The sequence below is a fragment of the Hymenobacter seoulensis genome, assembly GCF_054780535.1.
In genome coordinates, this window is the sequence record NZ_BAAGWD010000001.1 from 438695 (window position 1) to 455034 (window position 16340).

General features: G+C 58.0%; 15 protein-coding genes. 6 read left to right on the plus strand and 9 right to left on the minus strand.

Annotated features, from left to right (window positions below; genetic code table 11):
* Positions 1-60: 60 nt before the first annotated feature.
* Positions 61-1122, plus strand: coding sequence for an ABC transporter ATP-binding protein (locus tag ACYVHC_RS01965; protein ID WP_460611978.1), 1062 nt, complete (start codon positions 61-63; stop codon positions 1120-1122).
* Positions 1119-2678 carry a glycine betaine ABC transporter substrate-binding protein gene (locus ACYVHC_RS01970; protein WP_460611979.1) on the plus strand — a complete coding sequence of 520 codons (1560 nt, stop codon included), beginning with the start codon at positions 1119-1121 and terminating at the stop codon, positions 2676-2678. The genes ACYVHC_RS01965 and ACYVHC_RS01970 overlap by 4 nt, the downstream gene beginning before the upstream one ends.
* Before the next feature lie 48 nt (positions 2679-2726).
* Here ACYVHC_RS01970 and ACYVHC_RS01975 read toward each other — a convergent pair whose 3' ends face one another.
* Both ACYVHC_RS01975 and surE read right to left on the minus strand, forming a co-directional pair.
* Positions 2727-3470, minus strand: a complete 744-nt coding sequence (locus tag ACYVHC_RS01975; protein ID WP_460611980.1) for a TIGR04283 family arsenosugar biosynthesis glycosyltransferase — start codon at positions 3468-3470, stop codon at positions 2727-2729.
* Positions 3471-3636: 166 nt separating this feature from the next.
* The gene (gene surE, locus ACYVHC_RS01980; protein ID WP_460613121.1) at positions 3637-4512 is read right to left on the minus strand and encodes a 5'/3'-nucleotidase SurE; all 876 of its coding nucleotides are present in this window, start codon (positions 4510-4512) and stop codon (positions 3637-3639) included.
* A 135-nt stretch (positions 4513-4647) separates the two neighbouring features.
* Between surE and ACYVHC_RS01985 the strand changes: the two genes are divergently transcribed.
* The 3 genes from ACYVHC_RS01985 to ACYVHC_RS01995 all read left to right on the plus strand — a co-directional run bounded on the left by ACYVHC_RS01985 (position 4648) and on the right by ACYVHC_RS01995 (position 7760).
* Complete coding sequence (locus ACYVHC_RS01985) at positions 4648-5337, plus strand: hypothetical protein (RefSeq protein ID WP_460611981.1); 690 nt, start codon at positions 4648-4650, stop codon at positions 5335-5337.
* 112 nt (positions 5338-5449) lie between these two features.
* Complete coding sequence (locus tag ACYVHC_RS01990; RefSeq protein ID WP_460611982.1) at positions 5450-5884, plus strand: DoxX family protein; 435 nt, start codon at positions 5450-5452, stop codon at positions 5882-5884.
* A gap of 142 nt (positions 5885-6026) precedes the next feature.
* Positions 6027-7760: a M14 family metallopeptidase gene (locus tag ACYVHC_RS01995; RefSeq protein ID WP_460611983.1), complete on the plus strand. Its 1734-nt coding sequence runs from the start codon at positions 6027-6029 to the stop codon at positions 7758-7760.
* An 87-nt stretch (positions 7761-7847) separates the two neighbouring features.
* Here the strand turns inward: ACYVHC_RS01995 and ACYVHC_RS02000 are convergent, their stop codons facing one another.
* The 4 genes from ACYVHC_RS02000 to proC all read right to left on the minus strand — a co-directional run bounded on the left by ACYVHC_RS02000 (position 7848) and on the right by proC (position 11914).
* Complete coding sequence (locus tag ACYVHC_RS02000) at positions 7848-8684, minus strand: hypothetical protein (RefSeq protein WP_460611984.1); 837 nt, start codon at positions 8682-8684, stop codon at positions 7848-7850.
* 76 nt (positions 8685-8760) lie between these two features.
* Positions 8761-9516 (minus strand): hypothetical protein, encoded by a 756-nt coding sequence (locus tag ACYVHC_RS02005; RefSeq protein WP_460611985.1) that lies wholly within the window; start codon positions 9514-9516, stop codon positions 8761-8763.
* A gap of 173 nt (positions 9517-9689) precedes the next feature.
* The gene (locus ACYVHC_RS02010; protein WP_460611986.1) at positions 9690-10937 is read right to left on the minus strand and encodes a bifunctional 3,4-dihydroxy-2-butanone-4-phosphate synthase/GTP cyclohydrolase II; all 1248 of its coding nucleotides are present in this window, start codon (positions 10935-10937) and stop codon (positions 9690-9692) included.
* A gap of 173 nt (positions 10938-11110) precedes the next feature.
* Positions 11111-11914, minus strand: coding sequence for a pyrroline-5-carboxylate reductase (gene proC, locus ACYVHC_RS02015; protein ID WP_460613122.1), 804 nt, complete (start codon positions 11912-11914; stop codon positions 11111-11113).
* Positions 11915-12115: 201 nt separating this feature from the next.
* On the opposite strand from proC, the gene ACYVHC_RS02020 reads away from it, so the two are divergent.
* Complete coding sequence (locus tag ACYVHC_RS02020) at positions 12116-12742, plus strand: hypothetical protein (protein WP_460611987.1); 627 nt, start codon at positions 12116-12118, stop codon at positions 12740-12742.
* Between the two features lie 49 nt (positions 12743-12791).
* Here ACYVHC_RS02020 and ACYVHC_RS02025 read toward each other — a convergent pair whose 3' ends face one another.
* From ACYVHC_RS02025 to ACYVHC_RS02035, 3 genes are all read right to left on the minus strand, one after another.
* The gene (locus ACYVHC_RS02025; protein ID WP_460611988.1) at positions 12792-13997 is read right to left on the minus strand and encodes a glycosyltransferase family protein; all 1206 of its coding nucleotides are present in this window, start codon (positions 13995-13997) and stop codon (positions 12792-12794) included.
* A complete protein-coding gene (locus ACYVHC_RS02030; protein ID WP_460611989.1) occupies positions 13981-15207 on the minus strand; it encodes a glycosyltransferase family 4 protein in 1227 nt (408 codons plus the stop codon). Before ACYVHC_RS02030 ends, ACYVHC_RS02025 begins: the two co-directional genes overlap by 17 nt.
* 90 nt (positions 15208-15297) lie before the next feature.
* On the minus strand, positions 15298-16323 hold the full coding sequence (locus ACYVHC_RS02035; protein ID WP_460611990.1) for a potassium channel family protein: 1026 nt from the start codon (positions 16321-16323) through the stop codon (positions 15298-15300).
* Between the last annotated feature and the right edge of the window lie 17 nt (positions 16324-16340).

Below are 16340 nucleotides of genomic sequence, written 5' to 3' on the forward strand. Positions count from 1 at the left end.
GCTGCATGGCAAGCTAGCCGTAGGCCGGCAGAAGTTAGCGCTTCGGCGTTACCTTGCCCCATGACCCATGCGCCTCCCCGAATTCTGGCCCACCGCCTCAGCAAGCAATACGGCTCCCATCAGGTGGTACACGAGGTATCGTTTGAGCTCCAGGCCGGCGAAACGCTGGTGTTACTGGGCCCCAGCGGCTGCGGCAAGACTACCCTGCTGCGCATGCTAAACCGCTTGGTGGAGCCCGATAGCGGTACAGTGCACGTGAACGGCCACGACGTACGCAGCCTGCGCCCAGAGGAGCTACGGCGCGGCATGGGCTACGTCATCCAGCAAGTGGGTTTGTTGCCGCACTACACCGTAGCCGAAAACATAGGGGTAGTACCGCGGCTGTTAGGCCAGGATGCGGCTCAGATTGAAGCCCGCACTGAGGAGCTACTGACCCGCCTGCAATTGCCGCCGGCGCGCTTCGCGGGTCAGTATCCGCATCAGCTTTCCGGCGGGCAGCAGCAACGCGTGGGGCTGGCCCGGGCCTTGGCCGCCGACCCGCCCATTGTGCTGCTCGATGAGCCTTTTGGGGCCCTTGATCCTATCACCCGCACGGGCATCCGAAGGGAGTTCCGGGAGCTGCCGGAGCTGCAGCAAAAAACCGTGGTGCTGGTTACCCACGATGTACAGGAAGCCTTCGAGCTGGCCGACCAGATTCTGCTGCTCGATGCGGGACAGGTTCAGCAGTTGGGCACCCCTAGGGAACTACTGTTCCGGCCCGCCAATGACTTCGTGCAGCGCTTCTTTGAAGCCGAGCGACTTACCCTGCAGTTGCACACCATCCGGCTCTCTGACGTATTGACAGACCTAGTAAACGCATCTGATATTTATTACATAAACAACTACAAATCAGATTACAGACTAGTAGAACCTACTGTATCAGTTCATACACTACTAGAGCTGCTTAACTCAGTAACCTCCTCATTAGCTCCGGCAGCACCTCCTGAAAATGCTACACCGCCGGAGCCGCAACTGGGAATCCGACTAGCCTCCTCTGACGGCCAAATCCTCTCGATTGAGCTTACTTATTCTTCCCTGATGGCTGCCTTCGGACGAGCCGTCCAACGCCTTTCTGTAGCATGACAATGTGGTCGGAGCTTCTTGCTTTCTGGTACGCCCAAGCCGATAAACTAGGGCAGCAAACGCTCCAGCACATCGGTCTGACGGCCGCCTCCTTGGTGCTGGGGGTGCTGGTGGGCGTGCCGCTGGGGCTGCTGCTTTCGCGGCAGCCGCGGCTGGCGCCGTGGGTGCTGGGCGGAGCAGGTATTCTGCAAACTATTCCAAGCATTGCGCTGCTGGGCTTCCTGATTCCGGCCCTGGGCATCGGACCGGGACCCGCTATTCTGGCGTTGTTTCTCTACTCTTTGCTTCCTATTATCCGCAATACCCTCACCGGAATTAGAGGCGTAGATGCGGCGGTGGTGGATGCAGCCCGGGGCCTGGGCCTGACGGATGGGCAACTGTTGCGGCGGGTAGAGCTGCCGTTGGCGCTGCCCGTGCTGCTGGCCGGAATTCGGACGGCGGCGGTTATCAATGTGGGGGTGGCCACGCTGGCCGCGTATATTGCCGCCGGGGGGCTAGGCGAATTTATTTTCGGCGGCATTGCCCTTAATAATTCCGCCATGATTCTGGCCGGCGCCATTCCGGCCGCGCTGCTGGCGTTGGGGTTTGATGCAGGCCTGGCCGCCATCCAACGGCTTTCGGGCCGCAAGCTGATGCGGGCCGGCCGGGCCCTAGCTGTGGCCCTACCCCTGCTCACGGGCCTCTACCTGCTGCCCCGCGCCTCTAGTAAGCTGCTGGCCGGTTTCAGTCCCGAGTTTGTGGGGCGCTCCGATGGGCTGCCGGGCCTGCGACGCATCTATGGGTTGCAGCCCGCCTCCGTGGTGCTGGCCCCCGCGCTGGTGTACGAAGCGGCCCGCCACGGCGATGTAGATTTGATTGACGGCTACTCCACCGATGGCCGGATCAAGGCCTACGATCTGCAAGTACTGCGCGACGACCGCCACGCTTTTCCGCCCTACCAGGCGGCGCCTGTTATTCGGGAGCAGGTACTGAGTCAGCACCCGGAGCTGGGAGCGGCACTTAGCCGGCTCGCCGGGCAACTTTCTGACTCGGTGATGACGGAGCTAAACTACCGGGTTGACTTTCGCCACGAAACGCCCCGCGCCGTGGCCCAGGATTTTCTGCGGCAGCGCGGGTTGTGGCACGAGCCCCAGCCCGCTACCGGCGCCACTATTCGGCTCGGCTCCAAGATATTTGGTGAGCAGTACATACTTATTGAACTGTACACGGCCTTGATTCGGGGGTATACTGCGCTAGGCGTAGAAGCTAAAACCGGATTGGGCGGCACCGTAATTTGCGCGGAGGCATTGCGTACGGGCTCCATCGACATGTATCCGGAATACACCGGCACCGGCCTGCTGGTGGTGTTGCAGCCCTCCCCCGCCACCCTCGATTCCCTGGGGCCTACCCCGGAGGCGGTGCTGCGGTATGTGCGGCAGGAGTACCGGCGCCGCTACCACCTAGAGTGGCTGGCCCCGCTGGGCTTCAACAACACCTATGCCTTGCTTATGCGCCGCCAGCAGGCCAAGCAGCTCGGCATTGCCACCGTATCGGAACTCAGCGCCTTCCTGAAATAAGGCTGCTGGCTTAGTGGCACACGCTGTGAGCGCGCAGCTTTCCTGCTGTCAGATTTTGTCCTGACGGATCAGGCGCCTGTAGATGCTCACCAGCTTGGGTTGAGATACGCCCAACCAATGCAGCAGGGCGATAAGTGTAAACACTGCCTGCAGCCGAAACACGCCGTTTTCCAGGTACTTGCGGGCCGAGGTAGTTACGGCATGCGGCACTACCCGGAACTCGCCGGCCCGGCGCAGGCGACGCACTATCTCTTGGTCTTCCATCACGACCAGATCCTCGCGGTAGCCGCCGGCTTGTTCAAATACCTCGCGCTTCACGAACAGGCTTTGGTCGCCGAACCGAATGACATCTACATCAAAGCGCGTAAACCAGGCATTCAGGCGCAAAAACCAATGTTCATGATCAAAGCGCAATCGAAAGCAGCCACTGCCGGCCCCTGTTTCCAGCGCCGTTGTAATATGAGCCAGAAAACCAGCCGGCGGCACCGTATCGGCGTGCAGAAAATATAACACCTGCCCCCGTGCGGCCCTAGCCCCCTGGTTGAGCTGAACTGCCCTTCCCCGGTTGGGACACTCTACCACCCTAGCGCCGGCAGCCCGAGCCAGGTTGGCGGTTCCGTCGGGGCTAGTAGCATCCGCCACAAGCAGTTCCACCGTATCGTCTGCCTCCCTGCGCAGTTGTTGGAGCAAGCCGGTGATGCCCGCCGCTTCCTGGTAGGTAGGAATGATGATGCTGAGAAATGGAGAACCGGAAGCCACTGCAGAAACGACGGATGAAGCTGCAAGAACCATTATTTTCTAATTTCAAGCCAGCCTCTTGCTTAAGTAGCTGGTGGTCAGGTAGGTTTCGACTGGCACCCTTACCATTTTTACGGGGCCAGATGTGGCAGGACTTCACACCAAAAAGCCCGACTACGCAGTGTGTGTAGTCGGGCCTTGGGGCGGTTTAGCGCTCTGGTTAGCCTAGTCCCTCTGCTGACTCGCCGGGGCCTGGTTGGGCGCTGCCCAGGTGTGGCGCATCTGGGGCGTGGCCGGCCTTGGTAGGGCTCAGGTCCCAGGAGGCGTTCATTTCGCGCAGGCCATACAGCGCCGTCAGATCATACTGGCAGGGCACAATGGAAATATAGTTCTGCGACAACGCATACTCATCGGTATCCTGACCCTGGTCCTGGTTCACAAAGTTGCCAATCAGCCAGTAATAAGGCCGGTTGTAGGGGTCATGGCGCAAGTCAAACTCTTCCTGCCACTTGGCCCGGGCCTGGCGGCACAGGCGGGCACCCGCTATGGGCTGCGCCGACTTCTTGGGAATGTTAATGTTGAGCGCCACGCCTTCCGGAATTCCGTGCGCCAATGCTTGCCGGCAAAGGTGCTCCACCCACTCTTCTACGTGCGAAAAATCGGCGCCGTGGCCGTAGTCGCAGAGGGAAAAGCCGATGGCAGGAAGGCCTTCAATAGCCGCCTCAATAGCCGCCGACATGGTACCGGAATACAGCACGTTCACGGAGGAATTGGAACCATGATTGATGCCAGAAACCACCAGATCGGGGCGGCGGTCCTTCAGCACGTGGTGCTTGGCCAGTTTCACGCAGTCGGCGGGGGTGCCGCTGCATTCATAGGCTTCAATGCCTTCAAAGAGTGTACTTGAGTCGAGGCGCAGGGAAGTACCAATGGTGATGGCGTGCCCCATTCCCGACTGCGGCGAGTTAGGTGCTACCACCACTACTTCGCCAATACGGCGCATGACGCGCACCAGGGTAGCAATGCCGGGAGCGGTAATGCCGTCGTCGTTGGAAATAAGAATAAGCGGTTTGGAAGCTTCAGCAGACACAGGCAGTAAAGTTGAGTGAAGTAAACAACGCCGCAAAAGTAAGCACCACATTGGGGCGAGCACGGGCGCAGCTCAGGTAGGTAACGCCGCTGCCCCCGGCCGGGTTTTCAACTACTCCCTGTTGTGCTTCGTATAGGGGCCATGCTACAGCGTTTTCTACCCTTTTACACGTTCCTGATGGCTAGCACCGTGGTGGGCTCGCTCACTGGCTGCGACACCAAAACCACTGGGGCAGGCGCGGGCACCGAAACGCCTCCTTTCGTGCCGCAGGCCGGCAAAACAGCACCCACCGCCTCCCCTATAACGCAAAGCGCCAGCCTTCCCGATAGCCCTACCGGAGCGCCTACCCCCGACTCCTTGCACCTGCTGAGCCCAGGGCGCGCTGGCCGGTTGCGCCTAGGCATGCGCGAAGCCAAAATCAAAGCTGTAGTACCGGCGCAGCTATTACGCGCCATTACCTATCAGGACAAAGGCCAGACCCTGCCCGCCTACGAAATGCGCGACGCCCAGAAGCCCGACGCGCCGCCCACTATCCTGCATCTTATCGGCGACTCTGCAAACGGTTTTATCCTGCGCCGTATCCGCATCTATGACCCACAATACCGCACGGCGGAAGGCATTGGTGTGGGCTCGCCGTTCGGGGCCGCCCGCCAGAATCTGGGCCTGACGAAGGTACGCAACACGCCGGCGGGCTTTGCCGCAGTGTCCGGCGAGGTGCAAATGGCCTGGGTAGTCGACCCCAAGTCGTTGCCGGCCAAGCACCCTGAGGAGATGAGCTCCGCCGACATTCCGCCCGCGGCTCGTATCACGGGGGTATTACTTTACCGGTAGCTGCAGGTGAGGGGATGTTGCATTGCGCCACAAATATTGTACTTTGGCAACGCCGGATGTATTCAGATACATCCATATTGTTGAACCTACATGCCCCGGCCCGCTCCCGCCTATGGCCCTGTTTGAAAACCGTTACCGAACCCACGATTTAGGGCTACTGCTTCTCCGCGTGGGAATCGGCATTATGTTTACCATTCATGGCTACCCCAAGCTCATTGGTGGGCCGGAAGCCTGGACCCAAGTAGGCGGGGCCATGAAAATAGTAGGCATCAACTTCGCGCCGGCTTTTTGGGGCTTTTTGGCGGCGGCGGCGGAGGCCGTGGGCGGGCAGTTAATTGCCGTAGGGCTGTTTTTCCGGTTTGCCTGCGGGTTGCTGCTGGCCACCATGATCATGGCCACCATCATGCACCTGCACAGCGGCGACAATTTCAATGCGTACTCGCACGCGTTGGAAGCCGCTTTCCTGTTCCTGGGCCTAGCCTTTGCCGGCCCCGGCCGCTACAGCCTCGACCAAATGCTGTTTCCGGCCCCGCGCCGCCTGTACTAACCGCTCCCGGTTACCGCCGGCTTTGCTATTTCATCCTGAGCAGTCGGCGCTTTTTTGCGGCGCACATGCTCAGGATGTGCTTTTTTCAAGCCACCTTCTGCCCGCGCGCCGCGTCCTTGGCGGGTCATTATTCCTTTCCTGCATGTTCTCATTTCTTCTCTCCTCCCTTCTGCTGGCGGTACCTGCCCTGGCGGCTCCCGACTGGCGTACGCCGTTTGAAAAAGGCAACGGAAACACCACCACTACCCACGCCGAGTGCATTAGCTACTACCAGCAGCTGGATGCGGCTTATCCGGAAATCCAGCTTCGCGAAGTAGGCAGCACCGACAGCGGCCGGCCCTTGCACGAGGTGGTGGTATCCTTGGATGGTGATTTCGAGCCGGCTTCGGTCCGGAGCAAGGGTAGGCGCATTGTGTTTATCCAGAACGGCATTCACCCCGGCGAGCCTGAGGGCATTGATGCCAGCATGGCCCTGGCCCGCGACTACGTACAGAAAAAGGAGCTGCGCCGCCAGTTGGAAGATGTAGTGCTGGTCATCATCCCGATATATAACGTGGATGGCTCGCTCAACCGCAACTCCACCACGCGCACCAACCAGAACGGCCCCGAGAGCTACGGCTTCCGCGGCAACGCCCGCAACCTCGACCTGAACCGCGACTACATCAAGCAGGACTCGCGCAATGCCCGGGCGTTTGCGCAGCTGTTTCAGCGCTGGCAGCCCGATATCTACGTGGACACACACACTTCCAACGGCGCTGACTACCAGTACACCATGACGCTCATTGCCACGCAGAAAGACAAGCTGCACCCGGCCCTGAGCCAGTACATGCAGCAAAAGCTGTTGCCGGCTCTGTACGGCGGCATGGACAAGAAAAAGTGGTACCTCACGCCCTACGTCGACTTTGAAGGCCGCACACCAGATGCCCGGGGCCTAGTAGGTTTTCTGGAAACGCCGCGCTACTCTACTGGCTACACCACCCTGTTCAACACCATCGGGTTTGTGACGGAAACCCACATGCTGAAAGCCTACACGCCCCGCGTGAAGGTGACGTATGACTTCCTGGATTTGCTGATCAGGACAGTGCACCAAGATGGGGCCGCTATTGCACAAGCCCGCGCCACCGCTGCCCAGCAAACCCAAACCCAGCAGCAGTTTGCCTTGGGCTGGAAGCTCGACACGACCGCGGCGGAGCAGTTTAAGTTCCGAGGGTTTGCAGGCAAAACCAAGCCTAGTGAAGTAAGCGGCCTGCCCCGCCTCTACTACGACCGCAAAGCGCCCTTCACCAAATCCATACCGTACTACAACACGTTCCGGCCGACTACTACGGTGCAACGGCCGCAGGCCTACGTTATTCCGCAAGCGTGGGGCGAGGTAGTAGAGCGCCTGCGCCTGTCGGGGGTTCAGCTACGCCAGCTACCTAGCGATACCACCATTACGGGCGAGGTGTACTACATTCAGGATTACAAAACCGGCCCGCGCCCGTACGAAGGGCACTACCTGCACACGCAGGTGCAAGTGCGCACCGTGCGCCAGGCCCGCCCCTTCCTGCGCGGCGACTACGTGGTTAGCTTAAGCCAACCGGCGGCTCGCTACCTCATCGAAACCCTTGAACCCCAAGCCACCGATTCGTTTTTTGCTTGGGGCTTTTTTGACAGCATTCTGCAGCAGAAGGAATACTTCTCTGACTATGTATTTGAAGATGTAGCTGCCGAGCTGCTGCGCCAAAAACCCGAGCTGCGGGCGCAGCTGGAAGCCAAAAAGAAAGCCGAACCTGCCTTTGCCGCCAGCGCCGCCGCCCAACTCGACTGGGTGTACCGCCAGTCAGACCACTACGAAGCATCGCACCTGCGCTACCCGGTGCTGCGCGTGCTGTAGGCACTACTCAATTACTAGGCCCATTGATAGCAAAAAGGCCCTTCTTACAAGTAAGAAGGGCCTTTTTCTGGTTAGCACCTAAGCGGTTTACGGCTTGTTCTGACCTAGTGAATTGGCATAATTCACTAGGTACGCCAGCTCGCGGGCTTCCGTAAAGCTGAGTTTGTTTTGCTTGGCGTACTGCTCAATCTGGCGCGAATGGGTGCGAAAGTACGCCAGCAGGTCTTTCTTGGGGTTGCGCAGTGCTAGCACGTTGCCATTGGGCAAACCCAGGAAAAAGTTGTCTTTTATATCCGTGTAGTACCCTACGGTGCGGCCCGGCATGCCGCCATAGCCGTATCCGCCGTAGCCATAGGGGCCGTTGTAGGTTACGGGGCGCTCAATCAGCCCTTCACGCCGCAACAGGATAATGGGGCCACCACTGAGCTGCTCGAAAAAGCCGGGGGCCCGGAAGTCACTGTAGTCGTTGTCGCGGTTCCAGCGGTAGGTCCGGAACACGCGCACCAATGCCGTATCGGGCAGTTCACGGCGGCGCGGCGGCGGCATCATGTTAAAGAACGGGTTGCCATAGTAGTAGCCCTGCCGCATGGAGTAAAAGTCATCGTAGTAGAACCGCTCCCGGCTGCGGTTGTACCGCTCGCCCTGCACTGCAAAGCTTTGCACGTTCACGGCCGGCAAGGTACGTACCGTGTTGTCGGCCATGGTCATGGTCAGGATATCCTCGGAGGTGTGCAAAGCCAGCGGACCGGCAATGGTGTCGCCGGTGCTGAGCAGCACCGTGGCCTGGTTGAACTGCTGCGTGAAGCCCTGCCCGCCGCGCTGTGCCAGGGCAGCAAACGACGACGAGAGTAACAGCAACACAAGTAGCCAACGCCGCCATAAGCGTATCCGTTGGTGGGTCTGGGAGAGGTAGCGGGAGTTCATACCGTTGATATACACTTTTGCAACGGCATAAACCACTAGCTTGTTCCCAACAGCGCACATCAGGCAAAGCAGCAGATTAGAGCGCTGCCTCTAGCGTATCAAGATGGGTAATTATTTGAGCCAACTGGGAAGGCACCGTCCAAGACAAACTTTGTTGTTGAGCGTAGGCATCCAGTTGCTGGGCCCGGTTTGGAAAGTGAGTTAAAATATCTCTGCGTGGATTCTCTAAATAAACCAACTTGAGGTTGGGTATTGACAGGTAGAACTGTGCCTCCAAAGATCGGCTGGTTTCTACGGTGTGAGTTTTAACAAGAACAGGGTCTTTTCGGGTTAGCTTGCTTCCATAATAATTTAGCAATCCGCTCTGATACCCATATTGGGTTTCTCTTTTGATGTTTACCGCTTCTCGCTCTCTTTGCAGCAGCATTATAGTACCAGTAGTTAACACTTCGAAGAAACCTAACGTGGCTTTACGACTTCTGATTTGCTTGGCTGGCCATCGATACGTTAAGAATAAGCGGTTTGTACCTTTCTCGAGATACTGCTGTAAGAAGGGGCTTGCCGGATTGCTATACACCGCTGCCAGCCCGCTTAACTCGCCTTTCAAAAAATATTTATCCGGAACAGGATTAGCAGTGAGGGAGTTACCTATTTCACCCTTTACAACAAAGGCACGGATGTTGGCTGGGGTAAATGTGCGCCGAGATAAATCAGGTAAGGTAACAATAGCGGTTTCACGCTCAGGGAAAAACGTAAGCGGTCCGCGCAAGGTATCGCCTGAGTGCAGAATTACGACTGATCCAGCAAAGCTTCGGCTCAGCGTTTGTGCCATGCTTGGCACGCAAGAACTACCTAGCAATACGCCTAGCAATACCCTTTTCATATCTCAATCCTGTAAGTAATTGTCTTTAGAAAGGTAATAAGGCACAATTGCACCGAATAACAAAGCCCCGACTTGGCATAAAGCAAGTCGGGGCTAAGAGTAGCTCGGCAAAGGATTTTTCGTTACAGCCCGGTTAGGGTGGCATCCACATCCGGGTGCGGAGAGCGGTCTTTGTGCAAAATGGTGTGGCCGAGTTTGTCGCGCTTGGTGGTCAGGTACCGCTCGTTATGGGCGTTGGGCTCCACCTCAATAGCTACTGACTCTACAATCTCAAGGCCATAGCCCATCAGGCCGGTGCGCTTGCGGGGGTTGTTGGAGAGCAAACGCATCTTGGAAATGCCCAGGTCGCGGATGATCTGGGCACCCACGCCGTAGTCGCGCTCATCCATGCCGAAGCCCAGCTCGATGTTGGCTTCCACGGTGTCACGGCCCTGCTCCTGCAGCTTGTAGGCCCGCAGCTTGTTGAGCAGGCCAATGCCGCGGCCCTCCTGGTTCATGTACACCACCACGCCACGGCCTTCTCGCTCGATGTGCTGCATGGCGCGGTGTAGCTGGGGGCCACAATCGCAGCGGCAGGAACCGAAGATGTCGCCGGTTACGCAGGAGCTATGCACGCGTACCAACACCGGCTCAGGGCCCGAAATATCGCCTTTCACCAAAGCCAAGTGCTGCGCATTGGTGCTGCGCTGGGTGTAGGCAATCAGGTCGAAGTCGCCGTAATCGGTGGGCAGCTTCACGGTTATTTCACGAACGATCAGGCTTTCCTTTTCGAGGCGATACTTGATCAGATCCTGTACCGAAATCAGCTTGAGGCCCCACTTCGTGGCTACCTCGCGCAGCTCGGGCAACCGAGCCATTTCACCGTCTTCGCGCAGAATTTCTACTAGCACTCCAGCGGGCTCAAACCCCGCCAGGCGGGCTAGGTCAATGGCCGCTTCGGTGTGGCCAGCACGGCGCAATACACCTTCCTTGCGGGCTTTGAGCGGGAAAATATGGCCAGGCTTGCCTAGTTCTTCAGGCTTGGTATCGGGGTCGATGAGGGCCAGAATGGTCTTGCTGCGGTCGGAGGCCGAAATGCCGGTGGTCACGCCGTTCTTCAGCAAGTCAATGCTCACGGTAAACGGAGTAGCGTGCAGGGCCGTGTTGCGGCCTACCATCAGCTCCAGGCCCAGCTCTTCGCAGCGCTGCTCAATGAGCGGAGCACACACCAGGCCCCGGCCGTGCGTGGCCATGAAGTTGATGACTTCGGGGGTGGCACAACGGGCGGCGCAGATGAAGTCGCCTTCGTTTTCACGGTCTTCGTCGTCCACTACCACCACTACCTTGCCGGCGCGGATATCGGCAATGGCGTCTTCTATGGAATCCAGCATGAATCGCGGATTTAAACGGATTAAAGGGTTTTCGCGGATTTTGTTCCGGCGGGAACTCGCACGAAGCTGCCGCTACAACCAGCAACAGTGCCGCGAAGTTACGAATGTGAACGGGTGCAAAGCCCTAGAACGTAAATTCACTGTTCTGCTCACCCCCTTTTTGCCGCTACCCCCTATTCCCGCGCCAACTCTGTGGCCCGGTGCTGGGCCGCTTTTATACCCGCCGTTAGCGTTTCGGCCAGGCCGCCGGCAGTAAATTCACGCAGGGCCGCTTCCGTGGTGCCGCCCTTTGAGGCCACAGCGGCAATCAGCTCATCCGGCGATTTATCAGAGGTGTTCAGCAGATGATAGGCACCGAGCATGGTTTGCTTCACCAGCAAGCTAGCCACTGACTCTGAGAAACCCAGCTCCTGCCCCGCCCGCATCATGGCCTGCACGATGTAGTAGAAGTACGCCGGGCCGCTGCCGCTCACGGCCGTTACGGCGTCTAGCAAGCTTTCATCTTCCAAGAAAATAGAGCGCCCGGTGGCATTCAGCAAGTTTTCTACCTGGTGCAGGCGGCTGCGCTCTACCTCCGGCGCAGCCGAAAACCCGGTAATGCCCATACCCAGCAGCGCCGGGGTGTTGGGCATGGCGCGCAGCACCTGCTGGTGGTGTAGCTCGCGCTGGAGCCTAGCAATCGGGATGCCGGCCATGATGGATACCACTACCTGTTCAGGCTGCACTACCTGGCGTAAGCCTTCGGCTATCTTACTAAAATCCTGCGGTTTTACTGCCACCATCACTACATCATACGTGCCCACGGCCGGAGTGAGCTCGGCGGTTGGCAAACCCGGATGCGCGGCCGCCAGGCGCTGGCAATGGTCGAGGTGGCGGCCCAGCAACAGCAAATCGGGGCGGGCCACTAGGTTGTAGTGCAGAAAGGACTTGGCGAAGGCCATGCCCATATTGCCGCACCCCAGAATAGCAATGCGCAGTGGTTTCATAGAGGAAAGATAAAGGGGCTCTACTAGGGCCTTTGGCTCAACATAAGCAGGAATAATGAGAAACCCGGAGTTGGAAGAGTCTTTTACTGCCAAAAGGACTCCTGGCTCAACCGGCTATAAATGCTGTACCGATGAGTTAATCATGTTTTCCCTATATATTTCCGTCCTCATATATTTTCTTACCTAACTGCTATGAAAAAACTGGCAACTCTGCTGCTGGGCACCTCGCTCCTAACTACGGCCTGCGAACAGGCTCAACAAGCGAAAGAATCGTACACGGCCATCTCGAAGCTAAAAGATGCCGGCGAAAGATTAGAAACATCCATGGATGAGGCCAAAACCCAGCGGGAAGAACGCGAAAAGCGCGGCGACACCCTCTCGTTGCCGTACAAAGACTTGCAGGCGTACCTGCCAACGGAAGTGAGCGGCTTTACCGCGGCCAACCCCACCGGCCAGTCGATGAAAATGAGCGGTATTGCCTTCTCCACCGCGGGCCGCGACTTCACGAAAGACAGCGTAACGGTAAAAACCGAGCTTATTGACTACAACGGGGCCAATCAGATGTACCAGGGCGCCTCGGCCATGTTAGGCTTGGGCCTGGAAAGCGAGGACGACGACCAGATTACCAAATCCTCTTCCCTCGGCATTAAAGGCGCCTCCGGCATGGAAACCTACCGCAAGAAGGATCGGGAGGCGGAAATACTGCTGGCCGTTGGGGGTCGCTTTCTGGTGAAAGTCTCCGCCGACAAACAGAGCGACTTAGCGCTGGTAGAATCAGTAGCCAAGCAAATAAACCTAGAGAAGCTGGCTGAGATGTAAACGAAAAAGGGGAGCTCAGGTGAGCTCCCCTTTTTGCATGTAGTACTAGCTACCGTTTGTGCTGAAACCGTTGGGTAGGTTCCCACACGGTAGTTTTTACGCCAGTTAGGAAGCGCCAGAACCCTAGTAGCAGAGCCGCATTCATGCTGTAGAAGTGAGTTATAAAACGCAGCAGGCGCGAGTGTACCCCTAGGCGGTGCAGGGTACCATCGAGCAGCAACAGCAGTGGCACGCCTACCTGGCCCAGCAGCAGCACCTGATACAGCCAACCCGCGCCGCGCACCACTAGCACTAGGTTACTGAGCAGCATGAGCACCAGCAACAACGGCGTGAGCCAGCGCAACACCTTGTGCGACCAATAGGCAAAGCTGAGCCCACGCCAAGGCGGCCACAGCAACCTCCGAAACGCCACCAGATTCTGAAAATTGCCGGCTGAAATGCGGGCTTTGCGCCGAAACTCCTCGGGTAGCTTGTCCGACACATCTTCTTGGCACACCGCTTCCAGCTCGTTAATGGCTTGGTAGCCATCCTGCAGCACAGCCATCGACACAAAAAAGTCATCGACGATAAAGGAGGCCGGCGCCGGCTGGTAGCACGCCCGACGAATGGCAAAGCAACCGCCGAAGGCCCCAATCATGGCGCCCCACACTACCCCTTCCTGGTACTTGATCAGGTTTTCGCGCTCCAGATACGCTTTTTCCTGGCCAGAAATACCGTCTGCGCGGTGGTCGAGGTTGAGGATATTGCCGCCCACCTGCCCTATAGCAGGATTGCGAAAATGCTTCACCAAATGATACAGCGTATCGGGCTGGAAGAAAACGTTGGCATCGGTCAGGACCAGTACCGGCGCCGATGACTCCCCGGACAGCGCCTCGATGATACCCGGCTTGCCCGTACGCTCAGAAAACGCCCGTAGCCTGATTCCCGGAAACTCGGCCGCCAGGTCTGCAATCAGGGCATTGGTGCGGTCGGTAGAGTTATCGGAACCGATGTAAAAAGTGAGCTTTTCCAGCGGATAAGAGGTCGCGAAAGTGGAGCGTATTTTCTGCTCCAGCACTAGCTCTTCATTGTACACGGCCAGCAAAATATCTACGGCGGGCAGCTCAGGGCTATCGGGTGCGTACACGTGCGGGTTCTGGCGCCGGCTGCGGGCCAGACGGGCCAGCAGCAGCGGAAACAACACATAGGAGTGCGCTACCAGCAGCAGGCTACCCCACAGCACGCCGGCCAGCAGCGCATCAGCTAGTGGCGGCACGGCGCGGTGGCGTCAGAATGGTGTACAGATCGAGGAAGGTTTCCACTACCCGGCGATTATCGTACAGGCGCGTGATGGTGCGCGCTGCTTCCTCCCCGATGAGCTGGTGCCCCAGCTCGCCGCGGTAGTAGCGTCCCAGGCGCTCTACCCATTCCGAGGCCTCGTCACAGAGCACAATATTGAAGTTGTCGCGCACATGAATGCCCTCGGAGCCCAGGCCCGTACTGATGACACACTTGCCTAGGGCCATGCCCTCAATGATTTTGATGCGCATGCCGCCCCCACTTAGCAGGGGCACCAGCATCAGCTCATATTCCTGCATAAACCGCGCCGCCGACTCCACAAATCCGTGCACCGTTACGCCGGGTAGCTTGAGGTTCAGGATATGCGCTGGCGTGTCTTTACCCGCAATATGCAGCTCTAATTCCGGGTAGAGGGCATGCACTTTCGGCCAGATTTCAGCGAGGAACCAGTCGAGGCCTTCCAGATTTGGCTGCCAGTTTAGAGAGCCAATCATGAACAGGGTGCGCGGCTTGGCTTTTATGGTGCGGTCAGGCTGAAACCGCCTCAAATCAACGCCTGCGGGCACAAACACCACGGGCTCCTGGCAGCCCAGCAGCCGCAGGCGGCGCTGGTCGGGCTCGGTTATGGCAGCAACGGCATCAAACAGCGGTAGGTAGTTTTTCTCGAAACGCTTGAGGCGGCGGGCCAGATGATGCAGATACATACGCTTGAGCACGGTTTTCTCGCGCTCGGCCAGCATTTGCCAGATGGTGTACTCTACGTTGTGTGCGCGCAGCACTACCGGCAAACCGGGCGCCAACTGCTTGCATACGCGCACGTACCAGGCCACCAGACTACCCTCCATCTGCACCACATCAAACGTTTCGGTGCGCAGCAGCTCCGTTAGCTTGGCTTCCACTGTCGGGCTTACAAAGCGCTCCACATTATAGGGCAGATTCCCAAGCACTAGGTTTTGCAGCGCTTTCACCGGCGACAGGCTGGTATCTACATCTACCGTTACTAGGCGCACATTTGCTCCCAAGTGGTCGAGCACATCGGCGGGCTGGCGGTGTTTGGGCGTGTTCAGGGCCAGCACCGTAACCTGGTGTCCGGCCCGGCTTAGGCCCGCCGTCACGTCGTACATGGCAATGGCGCCGCCATCATGAGGCGGGTACGGAACACGCGGGCAAAGCTGCAGGATATGCACGAGAAGCTAGTATAATGGGGATTTCAGCAGATAGAAGCGCGTAAAGCTACGAAAGTAGCCTGGAGGCAATGCCAAGAGCGGCTTTCAGTATTACCCCGGCAGCTGAAACTGTGCCAGCAGACTTGTAATCTGAGCATCGGTACCCAGAAACAGGAGTATATCACCCGGAGCAGGCACCGTATCTTCGGTGGGGTTTACAGTGAAGTTGCCAGTAGCGTGCTTCATGCCAATAACGGTAGCGCCAGTCCGAGTGCGGATATCCAGCTCCCGCAGGCTTCGTTTCCGCCATTCCGGGCGCAGTTCTCTGGAGCTGAGTTCCTCTAGCCGCAGTTTATTGGGTCCTAGGCCCGAAATCATATCCAGAAATCGGATGACCTCGGGGCGGGTGATAAGGTTGGCCATGTGCGAGCCCCCAATTTCATCGGGCATTACTACGGAGTTGGCCCCGGCCCGCAACAGCTTAGGCTCAGAACTTTTCAGGCTGGCGCGGGCAATTATGGTAATCTTGGGGCACAGTTCCCGGGCAGTGAGGGTCACAAACACGTTATCGGCATCCTTTGGCAAAGCCGTAATCAGGGCACTGGCACGCTCTACGCCGGCAGCGCGTAGCGTTTCATCTAGTGTGGCATCGCCGAACACCACTGGAATCCTTTCCCCGGTGGCTTCAACGGCCTCTTTCAGAAGTTCCTCGTTTTGCTCTACCACCACCACATCGGCTCCGCTGGCGCGCAGATCGTGGTAGGCCTTGCGTCCGTTTCGACCAAAGCCGCACACGATAATGTGGTTGCTAAGGGCGTGAATTTCCTGGTCGTTGCGGAGCATAGTAAACATTTTCCGTAGGCCCCCGTCGAAGATGTAGGTGGTTAGCACCGACAACAGGTAAGCGAACATGATAAGGTTGAGGAAGATATACACGGACACGAACAGCTGCCCGCTTGATGACAACGGGTGCACCTCCCCGAAGCCCACCGTCGAAACGGTTATCATGGTCATATAGAAGGCTTCCACCAGCGTGAATTTTTCAATCCACATGAAGCCGACTGTGCCCACCATCACGCTCAGTACCGATAGGGTCACGGCACCCACAAACCGCGTCAGGTTGAAACGGTACCACATGTGGTGCAGGTAATGCC